Origin of the sequence: Actinomyces urinae, assembly GCF_900119695.1 — a bacterium.
GTDB classification, from domain to species: Bacteria; Actinomycetota; Actinomycetes; order Actinomycetales; family Actinomycetaceae; genus Gleimia; species Gleimia urinae.
This window is the reverse complement of the sequence record NZ_LT632547.1, coordinates 816287-835831: the sequence shown is the minus strand read 5'-3', so window position 1 is coordinate 835831 and position 19545 is coordinate 816287. Positions and strand designations below refer to the sequence as shown.

Sequence of the window (19545 nt, the reverse complement as noted above, 5' to 3'; positions counted from 1 at the left end):
CTATAAATGGCTAAGTTGACTATTGACGTTTTGGGCTTTGAGGGTAAGAAAGTCGACACGATCGAGCTTCCCGCAAAGTACTTTGACGTAGATCTTAATATTCCGCTAATCCACCAGGTTGTTAAGGCTCAGCTGGGTGCAGCTCGCGCTGGAACCCACAAGGTCAAGACCCGCGGCGAGGTCCGCGGCGGTGGCAAGAAGCCTTGGCGTCAGAAGGGCACCGGTCGGGCTCGTCAGGGTTCGATCCGCGCTCCGCAGTGGGTAGGCGGCGGCGTTGTGCACGGCCCGCAGCCGCGCTCATACGCTGAGCGTACCCCCAAGAAGATGAAGGCTGCAGCTCTTTACAGCGCGCTTTCGGACCGCTTCCGCGGTGGCCGCATGCACGTGATTCTCGGCCTCCTTGAGGGCGATGCCCCGTCCACCAAGACCGCGCGAGTAGCTCTTGACAAGATCGTTGACGGTCGCAAGGCTCTCGTGGTTGTAACGCGTGAGGACGACCTGAACCGTCTTTCGGTTCGTAACCTTCCTAGCGTTCACGTTCTTTGGGCGGATCAGCTCAACACGTACGACGTGATCAACGCGGAAGATGTTGTGTTCACCAAGGACGCTCTTGAAAGCTTCATTGCAGCGAGGGAGGACAACAAGTGAGTCTCGAAAAGTCGAAGAACCCCCGCGACATTATTTTCGCGCCGGTTATCACCGAGAAGTCTTCCGGTCTGATGGATCTTGGAAAGTACACGTTCCTTGTAGATCCGCGCGCGAACAAGACTGAAATCCGCCAGGCAATCGAGGCGATCTTCGATGTGAAGGTAAGCCACGTTGCTACGCAGAACCGACAGGGCAAGCGCTACCGCACTCGCGATGGCATTGGCCGTCGAAACAACACGAAGCGAGCCATCGTTACTGTAAGCGAAGGCACCATTGACATCTTCGGCGATCTCGCCTGAGTCATCGAAGAAGAAGGTTACAAATAATGGCAATCCGTAAGTACAAGCCCACGACTCCTGGTCGTCGTGGCTCGAGCGTGGCGGACTTCGTGGAGATTACCCGGAGCACTCCGGAGAAGTCTCTGGTTCGCCCGCTGACCAAGACCGGCGGTCGTAACAATCAGGGGCGCGTGACGGCTCGTCACCCCGGTGGCGGCCACAAGCGTGCCTACCGTCTGATTGATTTTCGCCGCAACGATAAAGATGGCATTCCGGCTAAGGTCGCTCACATTGAGTATGACCCGAACCGTACTGCCCGTATCGCTCTGCTGCACTACGCCGATGGTGCAAAGCGTTACATTCTAGCTCCTGCAAACCTGAATCAGGGCGACGTCGTCGAATCTGGTCCAAGCGCAGATATTAAGCCGGGCAACAACTTGCCGCTGCGTAATATCCCGGTTGGTACCGTGGTTCACGCTGTTGAGCTTTACCCTGGCGGTGGTGCAAAGATCGCACGTTCTGCTGGCACCTCTGTCCAGCTGGTTGCAAAGGAAGGCCGCTTCGCTCAGCTGCGTATGCCTTCTGGCGAAATCCGCAACGTTGAGGTCATGGCCCGCGCAACGGTTGGTTCTGTTGGCAACGCCGAGCAGTCCAACATCAACTGGGGCAAGGCTGGACGTATGCGTTGGAAGGGACGCCGTCCGCACGTTCGTGGTGTTGCTATGAACCCGGTCGATCACCCGCATGGTGGTGGTGAGGGTCGCACGTCTGGTGGCCGTCACCCGGTTAGCCCGTGGGGTAAGCCCGAAGTCCGTACCCGTCGTCCGAATAAGCCCAGCGACAAGCTCATTGTGCGCCGTCGCCGGACCGGCAAGAAGCGCTGATAGAGGAGCTGGATTATGCCACGCAGTCTAAAGAAGGGACCCTTCGTTGACGAGCATCTCCTGAAGAAGGTTGATGAGCAGAACGATAAGGGTACGAAGAACGTTATTAAGACCTGGTCTCGCAGGTCCGTCATTACCCCGGATTTCCTGGGGCACACTGTTGCAGTGCATGACGGCCGTAAGCACGTGCCGGTCTTCGTTACGGAAGCAATGGTTGGTCACAAGTTCGGTGAATTTGCTCCGACCCGCACCTTCCGTAGCCATGACAAGGACGATCGCAAGGCACGCAGGCGCTAAGCCTGGTCTTGTAGCTAGAAGTGAGGCAGGTTTTAATGGAAGCCAAGGCGCAGGCGCGCTATGTACGCGTCACGCCCCTCAAGGCACGTCGCGTTGTGAATGAAATCCGCAACAAGAATGCCTTGGAGGCAGCGGACATTCTGCGGTTCGCTCCGCAGGCTGTCGCAAAAGATATCCGCAAGATTCTGATGAGTGCTATAGCCAACGCGAAAGTGAAGGCTGAAAACGCTGGTGAGCGTTTCAAGGAAGAGGATCTTTACGTAGTTGAGGCTTACGTAAACGAGGGTCCAACCATGAAGCGTTTCCGCCCGCGTGCGCAGGGTCGTGCAGCTCAGATTTTGAAGCGCACGAGCCACATCACCTTGGTGGTTGGTACGAAGGACGACAAAGGGAAGGAAGGCCGGTAATGGGTCAGAAGGTTAACCCCACCGGATTTAGGCTTGGTATTACCACCGAGCACCGCTCCCGCTGGTTCGCTGACTCCACCACGGAAGGCCAGCGTTACAGCGACTACGTGATTGAAGACGTGAAGATTCGCGACTTCCTGAACGAGCACTTGGAGCGCGCTGGCGTGTCGAAGGTCGTTATTGAGCGCACTACCGATCGCGTTCGCGTTGACCTACATACTGCTCGCCCCGGCATTGTTATTGGCCGTCGCGGTGCAGAGGCTGACCGTCTTCGCCAGCAGCTGGAGAAGCTGACGGGCAAGCAGGTTCAGCTGAACATTCTTGAAGTTAAGAACCCTGAGCTTGATTCGAAGCTCGTTGCGCAGGGCATCGCGGAGCAGCTTGCTGCTCGCGTGTCGTTCCGTCGCGCAATGCGTAAGGGCATTCAGTCCGCTATGCGCGGTGGCGCCGAGGGCATTCGTGTCCAGGTGTCGGGCCGCCTTGGTGGTGCTGAAATGTCTCGTACCGAGTTCTACCGTGAAGGTCGTGTGCCGTTGCACACTCTGCGCGCCTACATCGATTACGGCTTCTACGAGGCTCGTACGACGTTCGGCCGCATTGGTGTGAAGGTTTGGATTTACAAGGGCAACGTGACCGAGCGCGAGTACCAGCAGCAGCTTATGGAGGCTGGTAACCGCGGTGGCGCCCGTCGTGGTGGCCGCGGCCGTCGTGGCGCGCGTCGTGGTGGCGATCAGCCCAGGAACAAGAGGCCGCAGGAGGCAGCTGAAGAAGCTGCTCCGAAGGCTGAGACATCTGGATCGGAGGCCTAGTCGTGCTTATCCCAAGGCGGACTAAGTACCGCAAACCGCACCGCCCGACCCGTAAGGGTATGGCGAAGGGTGGCACTGAGATTGCGTTCGGAGATTACGGCATTCAGGCTCTTGAGCCCGCCTACATCACGAACCGTCAGATTGAGGCCGCTCGTATTGCAATGACCCGTTACATTAAGCGTGGCGGTAAGGTCTGGATCAACATTTTCCCGGACCATGCGCTCACGAAGAAGCCTGCTGAAACCCGTATGGGTTCCGGTAAGGGCGCTCCGGAGTTCTGGATCGCTAACGTGAAGCCGGGTCGTGTCATGTTTGAGCTTGCTGGTGTTGACGAGCACGTAGCTCGTGAGGCTATGCGTCGCGCGCAGCACAAGCTCCCGATTAAGACCAAGTTCGTGGTCCGTGAGGGTGGTGACGCATAATGGCAGACAAGAAGGGTCTAACGACGGCTGATCTCGACGAGATGGATAACGCCCAGCTTGCGAGCGAGCTTGAGAAGGCTAAGGCAGAGCTGTTTAATCTGCGTTTCTCCAAGGCTCTCGGACAGGTTGAGGATCACGGCCGCTTTAAGGCTGTTCGCCGTGACATCGCCCGTATTTACACTGTGGCGCGTGAGCGTGAGCTCGGTATTCGCACCGCACCGAATAGCGAGGAGTGAGTTAAGTGAGCGAAACGCCTGTAGTTCGTAACCACCGTAAGGTTCGCCGCGGTTACGTCGTATCCGACAAGATGGATAGGACGGTCGTGGTAGAGCTCGAAGATCGCACCAAGCACCCTCTGTACGGCAAGGTTGTCACCCGTACCAAGAAGGTTAAAGCGCACGACGAGAACAACGATATCCGTGTTGGCGACTTGGTTCGCATCATGGAGACTCGTCCGCTCTCCAAGACGAAGCGCTGGCGCGTAGTCGAGGTAATCGAGCGAGCCAAGTAGTTTCTACTTGCAACCTTTCAGAATGTAGCCATCCGAGTGGGTGGCTACATTCTTTATTTATGATGTGGGTGAGCAAAGGCACAGGGTTTTTCTTCCGCCCTCTCTTTGGTTTGAGTGGGGAAGTAGCGTAAGCTGTTGGGGTTGCAGTCTTTGCAGCAGTGGCAGTGTGCGCATTTTTCCAAACGTGCGCGTATAGCACTGAGTGGCTTAACCCACCACGCCCACGTTGTAAGACCCAGCCTGCTTTGTTTCAGAGACCTAGCACCGATGGTTTCCTGGTGTGCTTGAGTCTGAAGTGAAGAGGTAACATAGCGCGAGTTTTCGCGCACAAGTCCGTATACGTTCGGCCAGGCTCAAGCGCATTTTGTGCGTGTATGAGAACCAGCTCGACGACAGGAGTACAACGAATGATCCAGCAGGAGTCGCGACTAAAGGTTGCCGACAACACGGGAGCTAAGGAAATCCTGTGCATCCGTGTCCTCGGTGGCTCGGGTCGGCGCTATGCGGGTGTTGGCGATACTATCGTCGCATCCGTGAAAGACGCTATCCCCGGCGGCAACGTGAAGAAGGGTGAGATCGTCAAGGCAGTTGTTGTGCGTACCCGCAAGGAACGCCGCCGCCCAGACGGTTCTTACATCCGCTTCGATGAAAACGCAGCTGTCATCCTTAAGAGTGATGGCGAACCGCGTGGTACCCGTATCTTTGGCCCCGTAGGCCGTGAGCTTCGTGACAAGAAGTTCATGAAGATCGTGTCACTCGCACCGGAGGTGCTCTGATGGCAGCAAAAATTAAGAAGGGTGACCTGGTAGAGGTCATCTCTGGTCGCACGAGCGATCAGAAGAAGATTGATGAGCGCAACAAGCGCCGCGAGGCGGAGGGGCTTGCTCCTCTAGCGCCTGGCGATAAGGGCAAGCAGGGACGCGTTATCAAGGTGTTCCCAGCCGAGCAGAAGGTCCTCGTTGAGGGCATCAACGTGAAGACCCGCCACACGCGCCAGGGCATGTCTGCCCAGGGCGCCACAACTGGCGGCATTGAGCACATTGAGGCTCCGATCCACATTTCCAAGGTGGCTCTTGTGGATCCGGATACGAAGAAGCGTGTTCGTGTTGGCTTCCGCGTTGAGCGCGACGAGAACGGCAAGCGTATTAACCGCAACCCGATCCGCGTGGTTCGTGGTGGTACCAAGCGCGGCCTCGAACCTGGAAAGGAAATCGGAGCATGACCCCTCGCTTGAAGCAAAAGTACATTGATGAGGTCCGCCCGAAGTTGGAGAAGGACTTCGCGCACGCTAACACCATGGAGGTAGGTGGCCTGGTTAAGGTCGTCGTGAACATGGGTGTTGGAGATGCGGCTCGTGACTCGAAGGCTATCGAGGGTGCGATTCGCGACTTGACCGTTATCACCGGCCAGAAGCCGGCTGTTACCAAGGCTCGTAAGTCGATCGCGCAGTTCAAGCTGCGTGAGGGTCAGCCTATTGGCACGCACGTCACGATGCGTGGTGACCGCATGTGGGAGTTCATGGATCGCCTGATCTCTCTTGCACTTCCGCGTATTCGCGACTTCCGTGGTCTAAGCCCGAAGCAGTTCGACGGTAACGGCAACTACACGTTCGGCCTGACGGAACAGTCCGTATTCCACGAGATTAATGTGGACAACATTGATCGCGTTCGTGGCATGGACATCACGATCGTCACGTCAGCCAAAACCGACGATGAGGGTCGTGCGCTTCTGCGCGGCCTGGGCTTCCCGCTCAAGGAGAACTGACAAATGGCGAAGACGTCTTTGAAAGTAAAGGCCGCCCGCAAGCCTAAGTTTGCGGTTCGTGCTTACACGCGTTGCAACCGTTGCGGTCGTCCGCACTCGGTGTACCGCAAGTTCGGATTGTGCCGTGTCTGCCTGCGTGAACTCGCTCTTAACGGCGAGCTTCCGGGTGTGACTAAGAGCAGCTGGTAACGACTACATCGCAGGTCCAATGCTGATAAGCAGTTTTGGAAACCGCGTTGAGGAAGGGGAGAAACCCCGATGACAATGACTGATCCCATCGCAGACATGCTCACGCGTCTGCGTAATGCGAGCTCGGCACAGCATGAGTCGGTGTCGATGCCGCATTCTAAGCTCAAAGCAGCTATTGCTGAGATCCTTGTTAGGGAAGGCTACATTGCCGCTAGCAAGGTAGAGGACGCCCGCGTTGGTAAAACTCTGACGCTTGACCTCAAGTACGGTGCTAACCACGAGCGCGCTATCACTGGCGTAAAGCGCGTCTCTAAGCCGGGTTTGCGCGTTTATGCAAAGTCCACCAACCTGCCGCGCGTTCGTGGCGGTCTTGGCGTTGCGATTCTATCGACTTCGTCCGGCCTGCTCACTGACCGCGAGGCATACAACAGGGGAGTAGGTGGGGAAGTCCTCGCCTACATCTGGTAAGGAGAACTATTCATGTCACGTATTGGCAAGACTCCGATCCCGATCCCCGCTGGTGTTGACGTTACGATTTCGGATCGCGAAGTTAAGGTTAAGGGCCCGAAGGGCGAACTTAGCTACGTCGTGAAGGGCCCGGTTGCCGCGGTTATCGAAGATAACGAGGTTAAGGTCTCTCGCGATGGTGACGATCGTGAGGCTCGTGCAATGCACGGTCTTACGCGTTCCTTGATCGAGAACATGGTTGTTGGTGTAACCCAGGGTTACTCCAAGGAACTTGAGATTGTGGGCACGGGTTACCGTGTTGCCGCGAAGGGCAAGGGCCTTGAGTTCCAGCTTGGCTTCTCCCACCCGGTAGTCGTTGAGGCTCCGGAAGGGATCGAGTTCAAGGTTGAGAACCAGACCAAGTTCTCTGTTTCCGGTATCGACAAACAGCTGGTTGGTGAAACCGCTGCGAAGATCCGCAAGATTCGCGCTCCCGAGCCTTACAAGGGCAAGGGCGTTCGCTACGCCGGCGAGCAGGTACGTCGCAAGGTTGGAAAGGCTGGTAAGTAATGGCTTACACGGTTAAAGGCAAGGGCAAGTTCATTGCCCGCAAGCGTCGTCACCAGCGTGTTCGTAAGAACGTTAACGGTACTGCGGAGCGTCCTCGTCTGGTAGTGACCCGCTCTAACCGCCACATGGTTGCGCAGGTTGTGAACGACCAGGTTGGTCACACGCTCGTATCCGCTTCCACTTTGGAAAAGGATTTTGATGGCAAGGGCACGAAGGTTGAGAAGGCTCGCCGTGTTGGCGAACTGATCGCTCAGCGTGCTAAGGATGCCGGTATCACCGCTGTGGTTTTTGACCGCGGTGGCAACAAGTACCACGGCCGTGTCGCCGCTGTAGCAGAGGGTGCCCGCGAGGGCGGCCTGACGCTGTAAGAAGCGACGAAAGGAAGAGAACACACTGATGGCTAAAAATCAGGAAAACTCTGAGGGACGCGACGAGCAGCGTCGCGAGCGCCGCTCAGGTCGCGATCAGCGCCGTGACAACAACCGGCGTGACGACAAGAACCAGTACATTGAGCGTGTAGTTACCATTAACCGCGTCTCTAAGGTGGTTAAGGGTGGTCGTCGTTTCAGCTTCACGGCTCTTGTAGTCGTTGGAGATGGCGAAGGCACTGTCGGCGTTGGCTACGGCAAGGCTAAGGAAGTTCCTCAGGCTATTGCGAAGGGCGTTGAAGAGGCTAAGAAGAACTTCTTCCGCGTTCCGATGATCCGTCGCACGATCACGCACAAGGTTCAGGGCGAGGACGCTGCGGGCGTTGTTATGCTACGTCCCGCAAACCCCGGTACTGGTGTTATCGCCGGTGGCCCGGTTCGTGCAGTGCTTGAGTGCGCGGGTATCCACGACGTTCTGACGAAGTCACTTGGCTCGCAGAACGCAATCAACATTGTTCGCGCTACGGTTGCAGCGCTGAAGGAACTTGAGGTTCCCGAGGCTGTTGCTGCGCGTCGCGGACTTCCGCTGGAGCGCGTAGTTCCGGCTTCCATGCTTCGCGCTCGCGCGGAGGGTGAAGCTGAGCGTCGCGCTGCTGCTGAGAAGGCCGAGAACGATAAGGCTGCGGCAGGGGTGAGCAACTAGTGGCTAAGAATCTGAAGATTACTCGCGTTCGCGGCGATGTTGGTCGTCCCGAGCGTCAGCGCGCCACAATGCGTGCTCTTGGTCTGCGTAAGATCAACCAGTCGGTTGTTCTGCCGGATAACAAGTCCAACCGCGGTATGGTTCGCGCCGTCCGCCACATGGTCGAGGTAGAGGAGGTCGACTGACCATGAGTGAAGAATACTCAATCACGCGCCTCCACGACCTTAAGCCGGCACCCGGTTCCAACAAGCGCAAGATGCGCGTTGGCCGCGGTGAAGGTTCGAAGGGTAAGACCTCTGGTCGTGGTACCAAGGGCACGAAGGCTCGTTACCAGGTTCCCGCAGGTTTTGAAGGCGGCCAGATGCCTATGCACATGCGCCTTCCGAAGCTGCGTGGCTTCAAGAACCCGTTCCGTGTTGAGTACCAGGTTGTTAACCTGGAAAAGATTGAGGCTCTATTCCCCAAGGGTGGCGACGTCACCGTTGAGGATCTTGTAGCCAAGGGTGCTGTTCGCGGTGGCGAACTAGTGAAGGTTCTGGGCCAGGGCGAGCTCACCCAGAAGTTCAACATCACGGTTGATAAGTGGTCTGCTTCTGCTGAAGCTAAGATCACTGCTGCCGGCGGATCCATTTCCGCTCGCTAATGTCGGCTGTTTGAAATGAGGTGCGGCCCGATCAGTATGGTCGGGCCGCACTTTTGCCGTTTGCTTAATCTGGTTTCAGACCTAGCATGATGATGCGCTAGTCTAAGATCGATTACGCTTAGATTATTTTGTTTATCCCAGGAGGACGCTTGCTCTCCGCATTCGCACAGGCATTCCGAACACCTGATCTTCGGAACAAAATGCTGTTCACGCTGATGGTCATGGCTTTGTTCAGGCTGGGCTCATTCATTCCTACGCCGGGTGTTTCCACTCCGAATGTTCAGGTTTGTTTGGCACAGCAGGATCAGACCTCGCTTCTTGATCTGGTGAATCTATTCTCCGGTGGCGCGCTCCTGCAGCTGTCGGTTTTCGCGCTCGGCATCATGCCTTACATTACGGCGTCGATTATCGTTCAACTTCTTCGCGTGGTTATTCCCCGTTTTGATGATCTTCATAAGGAAGGGCAGCAGGGGCGTTCTAAGCTCACGCAGTACACGCGCTACCTGACGATTTTCCTGGGCGTCCTCCAGTCTTCGACCATCATTTCGCTGGCGATGTCCGGCCGTCTGTTCCCGGGCTGTTCCGTGCCATTGATTCCAAATCAGGGTCCGGTTACGTTCCTTCTGATGGTCATTGTTATGACTGCTGGAACTGGCGTCATCATGTGGCTCGGCGAGCTTATTACGGAGCGCGGTATCGGTAACGGCATGTCGCTCCTTATTTTCACGTCAATCACGGCAACCCTGCCTGCTCGCCTCATGTCGATCGGACGTGGTGGCGGATGGGGCAAGGTCTTTTGGATCGTGGCTCTTATTCTTGCTATCACTTTGGCAGTGGTTTATGTGGAGCAGGCGCAGCGTCGTATTCCAGTGCAGTACGCGAAGCGTATGGTTGGTCGCCGCTTGATGGGTGGTTCTGCCACTTACATTCCGTTGAAGATCAACATGTCGGGCGTTATACCCGTTATCTTCTCCACGTCTATTCTTGCTCTACCTCCGATGATTGCTAACTTTGGTGAGCCCACGGAGAATTGGGTCCTGTGGATTCAACGTAACTTCTTGTCCACTAGCGCCATGTACATGCTGATCAACGCGATCTTGATTATTTTCTTCGCGTTCTTCTACACGTCAATCACGTTCAATCCGGAAGAGACCGCGGACAACATGAAGCGCTATGGCGGTTTTATTCCCGGTATTCGCGCGGGTCGTCCAACCGCGGATTACCTGCGTTACGTGATGAGCCGTATTACGTCGGCGGGTGCCATCTACCTCGCTATCATCGCGTTGCTTCCAACTCTTGCGATCATTCCTTTGAAGCTTGAGGCTGGCCAGCTACCGTTTGGAGGAACGACGCTTCTGATTATCGTTGGTGTCGGTTTGCAGACGGTTAAGGAAATCAACTCGCAGCTGCAGAAACATCACTACGAAGGGTTCCTCCAGTGATAACTCCAAATGAGGCAAATGCTGGTCCTGCGATTTTGATTCTCGGCGCACCTGGTGCTGGGAAGGGCACGCAGGCTAAGCGTATTGCTGCAGCTTTGCGGATTCCCGCGATTTCTACTGGCGCGATTTTCCGCCAGAACATGAAAGACCGCACTGAACTTGGTCAAAGAGCGCAGTCCTACATGGATGCGGGTGAGTTCGTTCCCGATTCGGTTACCAATCCGATGGTGGAAGCGCGATTGTCGGCGCCGGACGTTGCGGGCGGTTACTTGCTGGATGGCTACCCTCGCACGATTGAACAGGCTTTTTACCTGCGTGACGCACTGGCCGCCACCGGGCGAGATTTGGATCTGGTTCTTGAAATCGCGGTTGAACTTGATGAGGTCGTTGAGCGTTTGCTGAAGCGGGCCGAGATCGAGGGGCGAGCGGATGACACTGAGCCGGTGATTCGTCGTCGCCTTGAGGTGTATAAGGATCAGACGGAACCGATGGTTACCTACTACGCGGACCAGGACAAACTGGTGCAAGTGGATGGTGTTGGCACGGTTGATGAGGTGTGGGAACGCATCCGCAAGGTGCTCATCGAGCACGGCTTGCTAGAAAAGTAGTTTGATGATGGTGAACCCGCTGAGATTTCAGCGGGTTCACCGCTTTTGTATGTGTTGAGGTTTATATGTCTCGAATTGAGCTGAAGTCCGATAAGCAGATTTTGTGGATGCGTGAGGCCGGGCTGGTTGTAGCAGATATTCATAGGGCGCTACGCCAGGCGGCAGTGCCGGGCGTGACATTGCTGGAGCTGGACGAGGTTTCGGCAAGTGTGATTGCAAAGCACGGAGCGAAGTCAAACTTCCTTGGCTACGGAGGCTTCCCGGCAACGGTTTGCATTTCGGTCAATGACACGGTGGTGCACGGCATTCCGGACATGACGAGGCTACAGCGCGGCGACTTGGTCTCTTTTGACTGCGGGGCTTACGTGGAGCGCGAAGGCAGGCAGTGGCATGGTGACGCGGCATTCACGATGATTGTGGGCGGCGATCAGGCCGGTTCGGATGAGGCTCGTCGGTTGAACTCCGTGACGGAAGAATCGATGTGGGCAGCCCTCGCCGCGGTTGCGAAGGGGAAGCGCATCTACGATATTGGTGACGCGGTTGAAGAAGTGGTGGAGAAACGCCGCGACGGCAACTGGGAGGCCGGAATCATCGAGGAGTACACGGGCCACGGTATCGGCACCGCAATGCATCAGGCGCCAGAGGTATTGAATTACCGTCCGCGAGGTCTATCCCCACGCATCAAGCCGGGCATGGTTTTGGCGGTAGAGCCAATGCTTACCGATGGAAGTATTGAAACATTTGTGCTTGAAGATGACTGGACGGTTAAGACGTCGGATGGAAGTTTGGCCTCGCATTGGGAGCACACTATAGCGCGCACAAGCCGGGGCGTTTGGGTGCTAACTTCTCCAGATGGCGGCGCAGCCGGTTTGGCTCCGTACGGGGTGAAATCCACACCGCTCGGCGCGTGAGTGATTTAACAAGCTCGGGGCCTTTCCAGACCATCAATTATCCTATAAACTCGTTGGTTGGGCCATAATCTGTACCCGAAATTCGGTGTGCATAGGCTCGCCCTCAGTTTTGAGGGTTTCCAAACGACCTGTAGGGGATAGACGGAGGATATGGCGAAAAAAGACGGCGTCATTGAGATGGAAGGAACCGTCGTGGAGGCTCTGCCTAACGCGATGTTTCGAGTTGAGCTTGGTAACGGGCATCTAGTTCTGGCACATATTTCCGGAAAGATGCGCCAACACTACATTCGTATTCTTCCGGAGGACCGCGTCGTCGTCGAGCTTAGCCCGTACGACCTGTCGCGCGGACGCATCGTTTACCGCTACAAGTAAAACCGACACTAAGCCGATTTTCGGTGGAGGTAGAACCATGAAGGTACAGCCGAGTGTCAAGAAGATCTGTGACAACTGCAAGGTGATTCGTCGCCACGGCAAGGTTATGGTCATCTGTGACAATCCGCGACACAAGCAGCGCCAGGGCCGCTAAGCCCAAAGCTGTTTTATAAATCAATAAGCATTTCATCGGCCGCTCCGGGGTATTTTCCCGGGTGCGAGACCCTCGGTTGAGGAGGCCGGGGCTGGGGATTAGAACCTAGATGATGAAGTGACCACCTCCTACTTCACCATTGGAGTGAAAACATGGCACGTATTGCCGGCGTAGACCTCCCCCGCGAGAAGCGGTTGGAAGTTGCGCTTACTTACATTTACGGCGTTGGCCGCACGCGCGCTAAGGAAGCCTTGGCCGCAACCGGTGTTTCACCGGATCTGCGCACAAAGGACGCCACTGAAGAGGATCTCGTAAAGCTCCGTGAGTACATCGAGGGCAACTACAAGGTGGAAGGTGACCTGCGCCGTGAGGTTCAGGCTGATATCCGCCGCAAGATTGAGATTGGTTCCTACCAGGGTCTGCGCCACCGTCGTGGCTTGCCGGTCCGCGGTCAGCGCACCAAGACGAACGCTCGTACCCGTAAGGGCCCGAAGCGCACTGTTGCCGGAAAGAAGAAGGCCTAACCCGCTGGGTTGGCTGTTACTCGCAGGAGAATAAGTTATGGCTACTACTAAGCGTTCATCGGTGGCTCGTAAGGGCAAGCGCAAGACTCGTCAGAATGTGCCCCACGGCCACGCGTACATTAAGTCGACGTTCAATAACACGATCGTGTCGATCACAGACCCAACCGGTGCTGTCCTTTCATGGGCTTCCTCCGGTCAGGTCGGTTTTAAGGGCTCGCGTAAGTCCACCCCGTTTGCTGCTCAGCTTGCTGCGGAGTCCGCAGCTCGCCGCGCCCAGGAGCACGGTGTGAAGAAGGTTGACGTTTTCGTTAAGGGTCCGGGTTCCGGCCGTGAGACTGCTATCCGTTCGCTTCAGGCAACGGGTATTGAGGTTGGCTCCATTCAGGATGCCACCCCGCAGCCCCACAACGGTGCACGCCCGCCGAAGCGTCGCCGCGTCTGAGCGTTTCATCGAGACCTTTGAGTCTCCACGTCGATGTTGATTAGCCTCCCGGTTATTCAACGCCAAACCTGTTCCGGCAAGTGCTGGTAACACCGCTCAATGTCATATGGCGGATATTGAGCAGAAAGGATCACAGACGTGCTCATTGCACAGCGACCCACTCTGACAGAAGAGAAGGTTAGCGACTACCGCTCGCGTTTTACACTGGAGCCCCTAGAGCCGGGGTTTGGATACACGCTGGGTAACTCCTTGCGTCGTACCTTGCTGTCCTCCATTCCGGGGGCGGCTGTGACGTCTATCCGCATTGATGGCGTTCAGCACGAGTTTTCGACCGTGCCGGGCGTTAAGGAAGATGTCGCTGAGATTATCCTGAACATCAAGGAGATCGTTCTCTCGTCTGAGAATGATGAGCCTGTTGTCATGTACCTCCGTAAGGATGAGGCCGGTGAGGTAACGGCGGGAGACATTTCGCTTCCTGCTGGGGTTGAGATTCACAACCCGGATCTTCACATTGCCACGCTTTCTGAGAAGGGCAAGCTGGAGATCGAGCTAACCGTGGAGCGTGGCCGTGGCTACGTTTCGGCCGCTCAGAATAAGAGTGCGGATGCCGAGATTTCTCGCATCCCGGTTGATTCGATTTACAGTCCCGTTTTGCGGGTTACCTACAAGGTTGAAGCTACTCGTGTTGAGCAGCGTACGGACTTTGACCGTCTCGTCGTTGATGTCGAGACTAAGGCGGCCATTTCGCCGCGTGACGCTCTTGCTTCGGCTGGTAAGACGCTTGTTGAGCTGTTTGGTCTAGCTCGCGAGCTGAATACTGAGGCTGAGGGCATTGAGATTGGTCCGTCCGCTACGGATGAGACGCTTGCGCAGGATCTGGCTCTTCCGATTGAAGAGCTTGGGCTGCAGTCCCGTTCTTACAACGCCTTGCGTCGCCGCGGTATTTTGACCGTTGGCGAGCTGGTTGCTCACTCGGAGGCTGACCTTCTGGATATTCGTAACTTCGGTACGAAGTCTATTGAGGAGATCAGGGAGAAGCTTGCTGGTCTTGGCATGACGCTTAAAGACGCAGTAATGCCCGGTGGTTCCACTGATCAGCCTCGTTCTATCCAGTTCAGCGACGAGTAAGCATCGCACAGAAGTTTTATAGGAGAAATCATGCCCAAGCCTACGAAGGGCCCTCGTCTGGGTGGAAGCCCGGCGCACGAAAAAATCATTCTGGCGAACCTCGCCAGGGAACTGTTCATTCACGGACAGATCACGACGACGGCCGCTAAGGCTCGTCGCTTGCAGCCGCTTGCCGAGAAGATGATCACCAAGGCTCGCCGCGGTGACATTCACGCTCGTCGCACGGTAGCTAAGACGATTTCGGATAAGGACGTTTTGTACACGTTGTTTGATGAGATCGCACCGTCGATTGATCCGGAGCGTCAGGGTGGTTACACCCGTATCACGAAGCTCGGCAATCGTCGTGGCGACAACGCTCCGATGGTTCAGATTTCGATCGTGACCGAGAAGGTTGAGAAGAAGGCTGTTATCGCGGAGGCCGACAAGACTGCAGCTATGGCTGCGGCGGCTGAGGACGAGGTCAAGGAGCAGGAGACCGCCCAGGCTCCTGAATCTGAAGAGGCTGAAGAGGTTGTAGAAGCTCCCGAGGCTGAAGAGGCCGAGGCTGCTGAGGAAACCGAGAAGTAAGTCTGACTGCTTCAAGGAGGGTGCGGATCGTTTGGTCCGCACCCTCCTTTTGTTTTGCGCAGGTTGCGGGCCGCTAGGATGGGGAGCATGAGTGAGATTTTGACCCTGGCTGTTGACTGCGGTGGGGGTGGCATTAAGGCATCGGTGCTGGATGAGAACGGCACGATGATTGCCCCGGCTGTGCGCACGGCTACGCCCTATCCTTTGCCGCCGGTGTTGCTGGTTGACACGATTGTGGATTTATCGGCGCATCTGCCTCATGCGGATCGCGTGACGGTGGGTATGCCCGGCATGATTCGCCACGGTGTGGTGATTGCGACGCCGCACTACATTACGAAGGATGGCCCTCGCTCTAAGGTCTTACCCGAGTTGGTTCAGCTGTGGTCGCGGTTTGACATGCGCAGGAGTTTGGAGGAGCGCCTCCAGGTTCCTACGCTCGTGCTGAATGATGCGGAGGTTGCGGGTGCTGGCGCGATTGCGGGCACGGGCCTAGAGATGATCATTACGCTGGGTACCGGTTTAGGAAACGCGGTGTTTGATGCAGGCAGGCTTGCGCCGCACACGGAGATCTCGCAGGGGCCGATCCGTTGGGGTTTGACGTACGACGATTACCTGGGGGAGCATGAGCGGTTGCGGCTAGGGGACGCGCACTGGTCGCGTCGCGTCCGCCGTACGGTGGCTGCGCTGCGTCCAATGTACATGTGGGACCGCCTGTATATCGGTGGAGGCAATGGGGTACGGATTACTCCGTCTCACCGTGAACATTTGGGTGACGACGTGGTGATCGTGCCTAATGATGCGGGTATCCGTGGTGGGGTGCGAGCTTGGAACGTCTAGAAAAGGCCACGCTGCCCGCATCTGAGCAGGCCGCAGATCCCGTGGTTCGTGTCCGTTTGGATATAGCGTATTTGGGGACAGCGTTTCGCGGCTGGGCGCGTCAGCCGCGTTTGCGCACGGTGCAGGGTGAGGTCGAGGAGGCCTTGGCAACTCTTCTGCGCACGCCGGTGACGCTAACAGTGGCGGGGCGTACTGATGCCGGTGTGCATGCGGCGGCTCAGGTGGCGAACTTTGATGTGGAGCAGAGCCGTATCTCGAAGCTCAACCGTGAGGGTGATTTTGAGCCCGGTATGGCGGCCCTGAAGGGGCGCTTGAATGGTTTGCTGTCGCGCGGCAGCGCGGCTGCTGGTGCCGATGTGGTGGTGAAGTCTGTCCGGGTGGTATCGGCTGATTTTGACGCCCGGTTTAGTGCGCTTAAACGTCACTATCGCTACCGCATTTCAGATCGGGTGGAGACGAATGATCCTCTCACCGCTGCCACGATGTGGTGGACTGGCTCGCAGTTGGACGTGAGCGCCATGCAGGCGGAGACGGCATACCTCTTAGGGGAGCACGATTTCTTATCGTTTTGTAAGCCTCGGGAGGGGGCTACTACTATTCGCACGTTGGAAGAGGTGAGGGTGGAGCGCTCCTCAACGGGAATTGAAGTGCGTTTATCGGCGGACGCTTTTTGTCATTCGATGGTGAGGTCCGTGGTAGGGGCGCTTGTGGAGGTAGGACGCGGGCGACGTCCTCGTGGATGGTTGAAGCAGCTGGTGGAACAGCCCAGCAGGTCTCATTCGGTGCCGATCGCTCCCGCGCATGGCCTGACGTTGGTTGCGGTGGAGTATCCTGGTAAGGACGAATGGGCGGACCAGCAGAAACGAACGCGCAGGTTTAGGTCGCTCGACTGCTAAGAGGTCGACGCCAGCGTGTTTTATGAGTAATACGCCACTAATAGGCGCTGTTCCTTTGACGCTGATCCGCAAGGTCGTTAAGCTGTAAGACGTTGTGCGTCTAGTGTGCGCGGATCAGAACTTCCCACTCACTGGTCTAACGCCCAGACGCAATGACGCGAGCAATACCTGAATGTGAGCGGTTGCAATTATTCGTCATTGAATATTGCGGCGCTCCCGAATTAGAAGAAGAAGGCCACGCCCGTGCGCACCTATATTCCTAAGCCCGGAGACGACGTCAAGAAGTGGTACGTTATCGACGCCACTGACCTCGTCCTCGGCCGTGTGGCAGCTGCGGCTGCCAGGCTACTTCGTGGGAAGCATAAGCCTACTTTCACGCCGAACCTTGATCAGGGTGATTTCGTCATCATTATTAACGCTGACAAGATCGCCGTTACTGGTAACAAGCTGGATCAGAAGTTCGCTTACCGCCACTCCGGTTTCCCGGGTGGTTTGAAGAAGATTTCTTACCGTGAACTTCTTTCCAAGTACCCTGAGCGTGCTGTTGAGAAGGCTATTCGCGGTATGATCCCGCATAACAAGCTCGGTCGAGCTCAGATGAAGAAGCTCCGTGTCTACGCAGGTCCGGAGCACCCTCATGCGGCTCAAAATCCGATTCCCTACGAGATCACCCAGGTCGCCCAGTAAGCGCCCAGCGCTGTGGACGCCAGTAAGTAAAACTGAGGAGAACTGTGGCTGAGACCACCGATATCGACGTGCTGGAAGAGGAGAACGCCCCCAGCTCGTACACTACTGAAACTGAGACCGAGAAGACTGGCGCTGGCCAGTCGATTACCGCTCCGGGTGTTGGCCTGGGCCGTCGCAAGCGCTCCGTTGCGCGTGTGCGCCTAGTTCCGGGCACCGGCGAGTGGAAGGTCAACGGTCGTTCGTTGGACGACTACTTCCCGAACAAGTTGCACCAGCAGCTGGTTCGCTCACCTTTTGTACTTCTTGACCTTGAGGGTCGTTTTGACGTGATTGCTCGCATTAATGGCGGCGGCACGTCTGGCCAGGCTGGCGCTTTGCGTCTTGGCATTGCCCGCGCGCTCAACGAGATTGACCGTGAGGCTAACCGCCCGGCTTTGAAGAAGGCTGGTTTCTTGACTCGTGATGCTCGTGTCACGGAGCGTAAGAAGGCTGGTCTTAAGAAGGCACGTAAGGCTCCGCAGTACTCCAAGCGTTAATGTTTGGTTGATTGCGTTTTGGAGGCCCGCACCACGTGGTGCGGGCCTCTTTTTGCGTTTTGCTCATATGATTGTGGGGTAAAAGTTTTTTAGGAGTATCGTTTTCTTTGTTTGTTAGAGGGCGCATGTAGCCCGCGATTGGAGGAATGCTATGCCTCGGATGTTTGGTACTGATGGTGTGCGTGGGCTTGCAAATAGGGATATAACCCCGCATTTGGCGTTGGAACTGGGGGAGGCTGCCGCGAGGTACGTGGCGCGTTCTTCTAATGGTTCGGGGTCGCGTCCTCGTGCGATTATTGGCCGCGACACGCGCTTGTCGGGCGAGTTCTTGGATCATGCGCTGGCCGCGGGGCTGGCGGCGGCTGGTATGGATGTGACGCGTATTGGTGTGGCGACTACTCCGATGGTGGCGCATTTGACGGCTACGGAGAACGTTGAGCTGGGTGCGATGATTTCGGCGTCACATAATCCGATGCCGGATAATGGCATTAAGTTCTTTGCCCATGGCGGTTTCAAGTTGGAGGACCGCGTTGAGGATACGATTGAGCGCTTGATTGGTGAGCCGTGGGAGCGCCCAGTGGGCGAAGCGGTTGGGGAGATCGAGTTTGACGATTCGCGCGCTTCGTCTTCCTATATTGAGCATCTTGTAGGTGCGGTTGGCACGTCGTTGAAGGGCCTGCGCATCGCGGTTGATGCGGCTAATGGTTCGGCGTCGAAGTTCGGCCCGGAGGCGCTTCGTGAGGCCGGTGCTGACGTTGTGGTGATTAACGCGTCGCCTGACGGCAGGAATATCAACGATGATTGCGGTTCTACTCATCCGGAGCAGCTGCAGGCGTTCACCGTGGCGTCGAAGGCTGATTTTGGTGTGGCGTATGACGGTGATGCGGATCGTTGTTTGGCAGTTGACGCTGAGGGCAACCTGGTTGATGGTGACAAGATCATGGGCGCGTTGGCGTTGGACCTGCGTAGGCGTGGAAAGCTGTTTGATGACACGCTGGTGATCACAGTGATGTCGAATCTGGGTCTGGTGCTCGCGATGAAGGAGCAGGGCATTAATACGGTGCAGACTGCTGTGGGTGACCGTTACGTGTTGGAGGAGATGCGAGCGAAGGGCTACACGCTTGGCGGCGAGCAGTCCGGTCACGTGATTGCCTCACATCATGCGACCACGGGTGATGGTGTGCTGACGTCGTTGTTGATCGCACGCATGTTGAAGGAGACGGATCGCTCGCTGGCAGAGGCTACGGCTTTTGTGAAGCGTTTGCCGCAGATTTTGATCAATGTGGGTGGCGTGGATAAAAAGCGCACGGATGACGAGGCGGTTGTGGCTGCGGTGCGTGAGGCTGAGGAACGACTTGGCGAGACCGGTCGTGTGGTGCTGCGTCCGTCGGGCACGGAGCCTCTGGTGCGCGTCATGGTTGAGGCAGCAACCCAGGAGCAGGCCGATCACGAGGCCGGCCTAATCGCTGAAGTGGTGAAGGAACGCCTGTCGCTTTAGAAC

General features: G+C 56.6%; 33 protein-coding genes. All 33 read left to right on the top strand.

The window, feature by feature from the left end; translation table 11 throughout:
• Positions 1-6: 6 nt before the first annotated feature.
• The 33 genes from rplD to glmM all read left to right on the top strand — a co-directional run bounded on the left by rplD (position 7) and on the right by glmM (position 19542).
• On the top strand, positions 7-648 hold the full coding sequence (gene rplD, locus BQ7114_RS05165; protein ID WP_034506939.1) for a 50S ribosomal protein L4: 642 nt from the start codon (positions 7-9) through the stop codon (positions 646-648).
• Complete coding sequence (gene rplW / locus BQ7114_RS05160) at positions 645-947, top strand: 50S ribosomal protein L23 (RefSeq protein ID WP_016444137.1); 303 nt, start codon at positions 645-647, stop codon at positions 945-947. Before rplD ends, rplW begins: the two co-directional genes overlap by 4 nt.
• A gap of 26 nt (positions 948-973) precedes the next feature.
• A complete protein-coding gene (gene rplB / locus BQ7114_RS05155) occupies positions 974-1810 on the top strand; it encodes a 50S ribosomal protein L2 (RefSeq protein WP_072342819.1) in 837 nt (278 codons plus the stop codon).
• 15 nt (positions 1811-1825) lie between these two features.
• Positions 1826-2107: a 30S ribosomal protein S19 gene (gene rpsS / locus BQ7114_RS05150; RefSeq protein WP_034506934.1), complete on the top strand. Its 282-nt coding sequence runs from the start codon at positions 1826-1828 to the stop codon at positions 2105-2107.
• A gap of 35 nt (positions 2108-2142) precedes the next feature.
• Positions 2143-2514: a 50S ribosomal protein L22 gene (gene rplV / locus BQ7114_RS05145; RefSeq protein ID WP_016444134.1), complete on the top strand. Its 372-nt coding sequence runs from the start codon at positions 2143-2145 to the stop codon at positions 2512-2514.
• The gene (gene rpsC / locus BQ7114_RS05140; protein ID WP_070618143.1) at positions 2514-3323 is read left to right on the top strand and encodes a 30S ribosomal protein S3; all 810 of its coding nucleotides are present in this window, start codon (positions 2514-2516) and stop codon (positions 3321-3323) included. Before rplV ends, rpsC begins: the two co-directional genes overlap by 1 nt.
• Before the next feature lie 2 nt (positions 3324-3325).
• Complete coding sequence (rplP, locus tag BQ7114_RS05135) at positions 3326-3745, top strand: 50S ribosomal protein L16 (RefSeq protein ID WP_034506926.1); 420 nt, start codon at positions 3326-3328, stop codon at positions 3743-3745.
• A complete protein-coding gene (gene rpmC / locus BQ7114_RS05130) occupies positions 3745-3981 on the top strand; it encodes a 50S ribosomal protein L29 (RefSeq protein ID WP_072342816.1) in 237 nt (78 codons plus the stop codon). The genes rplP and rpmC overlap by 1 nt, the downstream gene beginning before the upstream one ends.
• Positions 3982-3986: 5 nt before the next feature.
• Positions 3987-4256, top strand: a complete 270-nt coding sequence (rpsQ, locus tag BQ7114_RS05125) for a 30S ribosomal protein S17 (protein WP_016444130.1) — start codon at positions 3987-3989, stop codon at positions 4254-4256.
• Positions 4257-4663: 407 nt separating this feature from the next.
• Entirely contained in the window at positions 4664-5032 is a 369-nt protein-coding gene (gene rplN, locus BQ7114_RS05120) for a 50S ribosomal protein L14 (protein WP_016444129.1), read from the top strand.
• Entirely contained in the window at positions 5032-5478 is a 447-nt protein-coding gene (gene rplX / locus BQ7114_RS05115) for a 50S ribosomal protein L24 (protein WP_016444128.1), read from the top strand. Before rplN ends, rplX begins: the two co-directional genes overlap by 1 nt.
• The gene (gene rplE, locus BQ7114_RS05110) at positions 5475-6020 is read left to right on the top strand and encodes a 50S ribosomal protein L5 (RefSeq protein WP_070618138.1); all 546 of its coding nucleotides are present in this window, start codon (positions 5475-5477) and stop codon (positions 6018-6020) included. The genes rplX and rplE overlap by 4 nt, the downstream gene beginning before the upstream one ends.
• Before the next feature lie 3 nt (positions 6021-6023).
• Complete coding sequence (locus BQ7114_RS05105; RefSeq protein WP_016444126.1) at positions 6024-6209, top strand: type Z 30S ribosomal protein S14; 186 nt, start codon at positions 6024-6026, stop codon at positions 6207-6209.
• A gap of 69 nt (positions 6210-6278) precedes the next feature.
• Positions 6279-6677 carry a 30S ribosomal protein S8 gene (rpsH, locus tag BQ7114_RS05100; RefSeq protein ID WP_034506916.1) on the top strand — a complete coding sequence of 133 codons (399 nt, stop codon included), beginning with the start codon at positions 6279-6281 and terminating at the stop codon, positions 6675-6677.
• Positions 6678-6689: 12 nt separating this feature from the next.
• A complete protein-coding gene (gene rplF, locus BQ7114_RS05095; RefSeq protein ID WP_070618135.1) occupies positions 6690-7226 on the top strand; it encodes a 50S ribosomal protein L6 in 537 nt (178 codons plus the stop codon).
• Positions 7226-7594 (top strand): 50S ribosomal protein L18, encoded by a 369-nt coding sequence (gene rplR, locus BQ7114_RS05090; protein WP_034506912.1) that lies wholly within the window; start codon positions 7226-7228, stop codon positions 7592-7594. The genes rplF and rplR overlap by 1 nt, the downstream gene beginning before the upstream one ends.
• Before the next feature lie 28 nt (positions 7595-7622).
• Entirely contained in the window at positions 7623-8297 is a 675-nt protein-coding gene (gene rpsE / locus BQ7114_RS05085) for a 30S ribosomal protein S5 (RefSeq protein ID WP_072342813.1), read from the top strand.
• Positions 8297-8482 (top strand): 50S ribosomal protein L30, encoded by a 186-nt coding sequence (gene rpmD / locus BQ7114_RS05080; RefSeq protein WP_016444121.1) that lies wholly within the window; start codon positions 8297-8299, stop codon positions 8480-8482. The genes rpsE and rpmD overlap by 1 nt, the downstream gene beginning before the upstream one ends.
• A 2-nt stretch (positions 8483-8484) precedes the next feature.
• Complete coding sequence (gene rplO, locus BQ7114_RS05075) at positions 8485-8940, top strand: 50S ribosomal protein L15 (protein ID WP_072342810.1); 456 nt, start codon at positions 8485-8487, stop codon at positions 8938-8940.
• 149 nt (positions 8941-9089) lie between these two features.
• Positions 9090-10382 (top strand): preprotein translocase subunit SecY, encoded by a 1293-nt coding sequence (gene secY, locus BQ7114_RS05070; RefSeq protein WP_072342807.1) that lies wholly within the window; start codon positions 9090-9092, stop codon positions 10380-10382.
• The gene (locus BQ7114_RS05065) at positions 10379-10990 is read left to right on the top strand and encodes an adenylate kinase (RefSeq protein ID WP_072342804.1); all 612 of its coding nucleotides are present in this window, start codon (positions 10379-10381) and stop codon (positions 10988-10990) included. The genes secY and BQ7114_RS05065 overlap by 4 nt, the downstream gene beginning before the upstream one ends.
• A 65-nt stretch (positions 10991-11055) precedes the next feature.
• Complete coding sequence (map, locus tag BQ7114_RS05060) at positions 11056-11901, top strand: type I methionyl aminopeptidase (protein ID WP_072342801.1); 846 nt, start codon at positions 11056-11058, stop codon at positions 11899-11901.
• 150 nt (positions 11902-12051) lie between these two features.
• Positions 12052-12273, top strand: coding sequence for a translation initiation factor IF-1 (gene infA / locus BQ7114_RS05055; protein ID WP_016444116.1), 222 nt, complete (start codon positions 12052-12054; stop codon positions 12271-12273).
• A 37-nt stretch (positions 12274-12310) separates the two neighbouring features.
• On the top strand, positions 12311-12427 hold the full coding sequence (rpmJ, locus tag BQ7114_RS05050) for a 50S ribosomal protein L36 (RefSeq protein WP_016444115.1): 117 nt from the start codon (positions 12311-12313) through the stop codon (positions 12425-12427).
• Between the two features lie 152 nt (positions 12428-12579).
• Complete coding sequence (gene rpsM, locus BQ7114_RS05045; RefSeq protein WP_016444114.1) at positions 12580-12951, top strand: 30S ribosomal protein S13; 372 nt, start codon at positions 12580-12582, stop codon at positions 12949-12951.
• A gap of 37 nt (positions 12952-12988) precedes the next feature.
• Positions 12989-13393: a 30S ribosomal protein S11 gene (rpsK, locus tag BQ7114_RS05040; RefSeq protein ID WP_072342798.1), complete on the top strand. Its 405-nt coding sequence runs from the start codon at positions 12989-12991 to the stop codon at positions 13391-13393.
• Positions 13394-13531: 138 nt separating this feature from the next.
• Entirely contained in the window at positions 13532-14521 is a 990-nt protein-coding gene (locus tag BQ7114_RS05035) for a DNA-directed RNA polymerase subunit alpha (RefSeq protein WP_072342795.1), read from the top strand.
• Between the two features lie 30 nt (positions 14522-14551).
• Positions 14552-15088, top strand: coding sequence for a 50S ribosomal protein L17 (gene rplQ, locus BQ7114_RS05030; RefSeq protein ID WP_072342792.1), 537 nt, complete (start codon positions 14552-14554; stop codon positions 15086-15088).
• Positions 15089-15175: 87 nt separating this feature from the next.
• Positions 15176-15925, top strand: coding sequence for an ROK family protein (locus BQ7114_RS05025; RefSeq protein WP_072342789.1), 750 nt, complete (start codon positions 15176-15178; stop codon positions 15923-15925).
• Entirely contained in the window at positions 15913-16821 is a 909-nt protein-coding gene (truA, locus tag BQ7114_RS05020; protein WP_083431746.1) for a tRNA pseudouridine(38-40) synthase TruA, read from the top strand. Before BQ7114_RS05025 ends, truA begins: the two co-directional genes overlap by 13 nt.
• A 243-nt stretch (positions 16822-17064) precedes the next feature.
• The gene (gene rplM, locus BQ7114_RS05015) at positions 17065-17508 is read left to right on the top strand and encodes a 50S ribosomal protein L13 (RefSeq protein WP_072342786.1); all 444 of its coding nucleotides are present in this window, start codon (positions 17065-17067) and stop codon (positions 17506-17508) included.
• Positions 17509-17552: 44 nt separating this feature from the next.
• Complete coding sequence (gene rpsI, locus BQ7114_RS05010) at positions 17553-18044, top strand: 30S ribosomal protein S9 (protein WP_016444107.1); 492 nt, start codon at positions 17553-17555, stop codon at positions 18042-18044.
• A gap of 151 nt (positions 18045-18195) precedes the next feature.
• Positions 18196-19542 (top strand): phosphoglucosamine mutase, encoded by a 1347-nt coding sequence (gene glmM, locus BQ7114_RS05005; protein ID WP_072342783.1) that lies wholly within the window; start codon positions 18196-18198, stop codon positions 19540-19542.
• Positions 19543-19545: the final 3 nt, after the last annotated feature.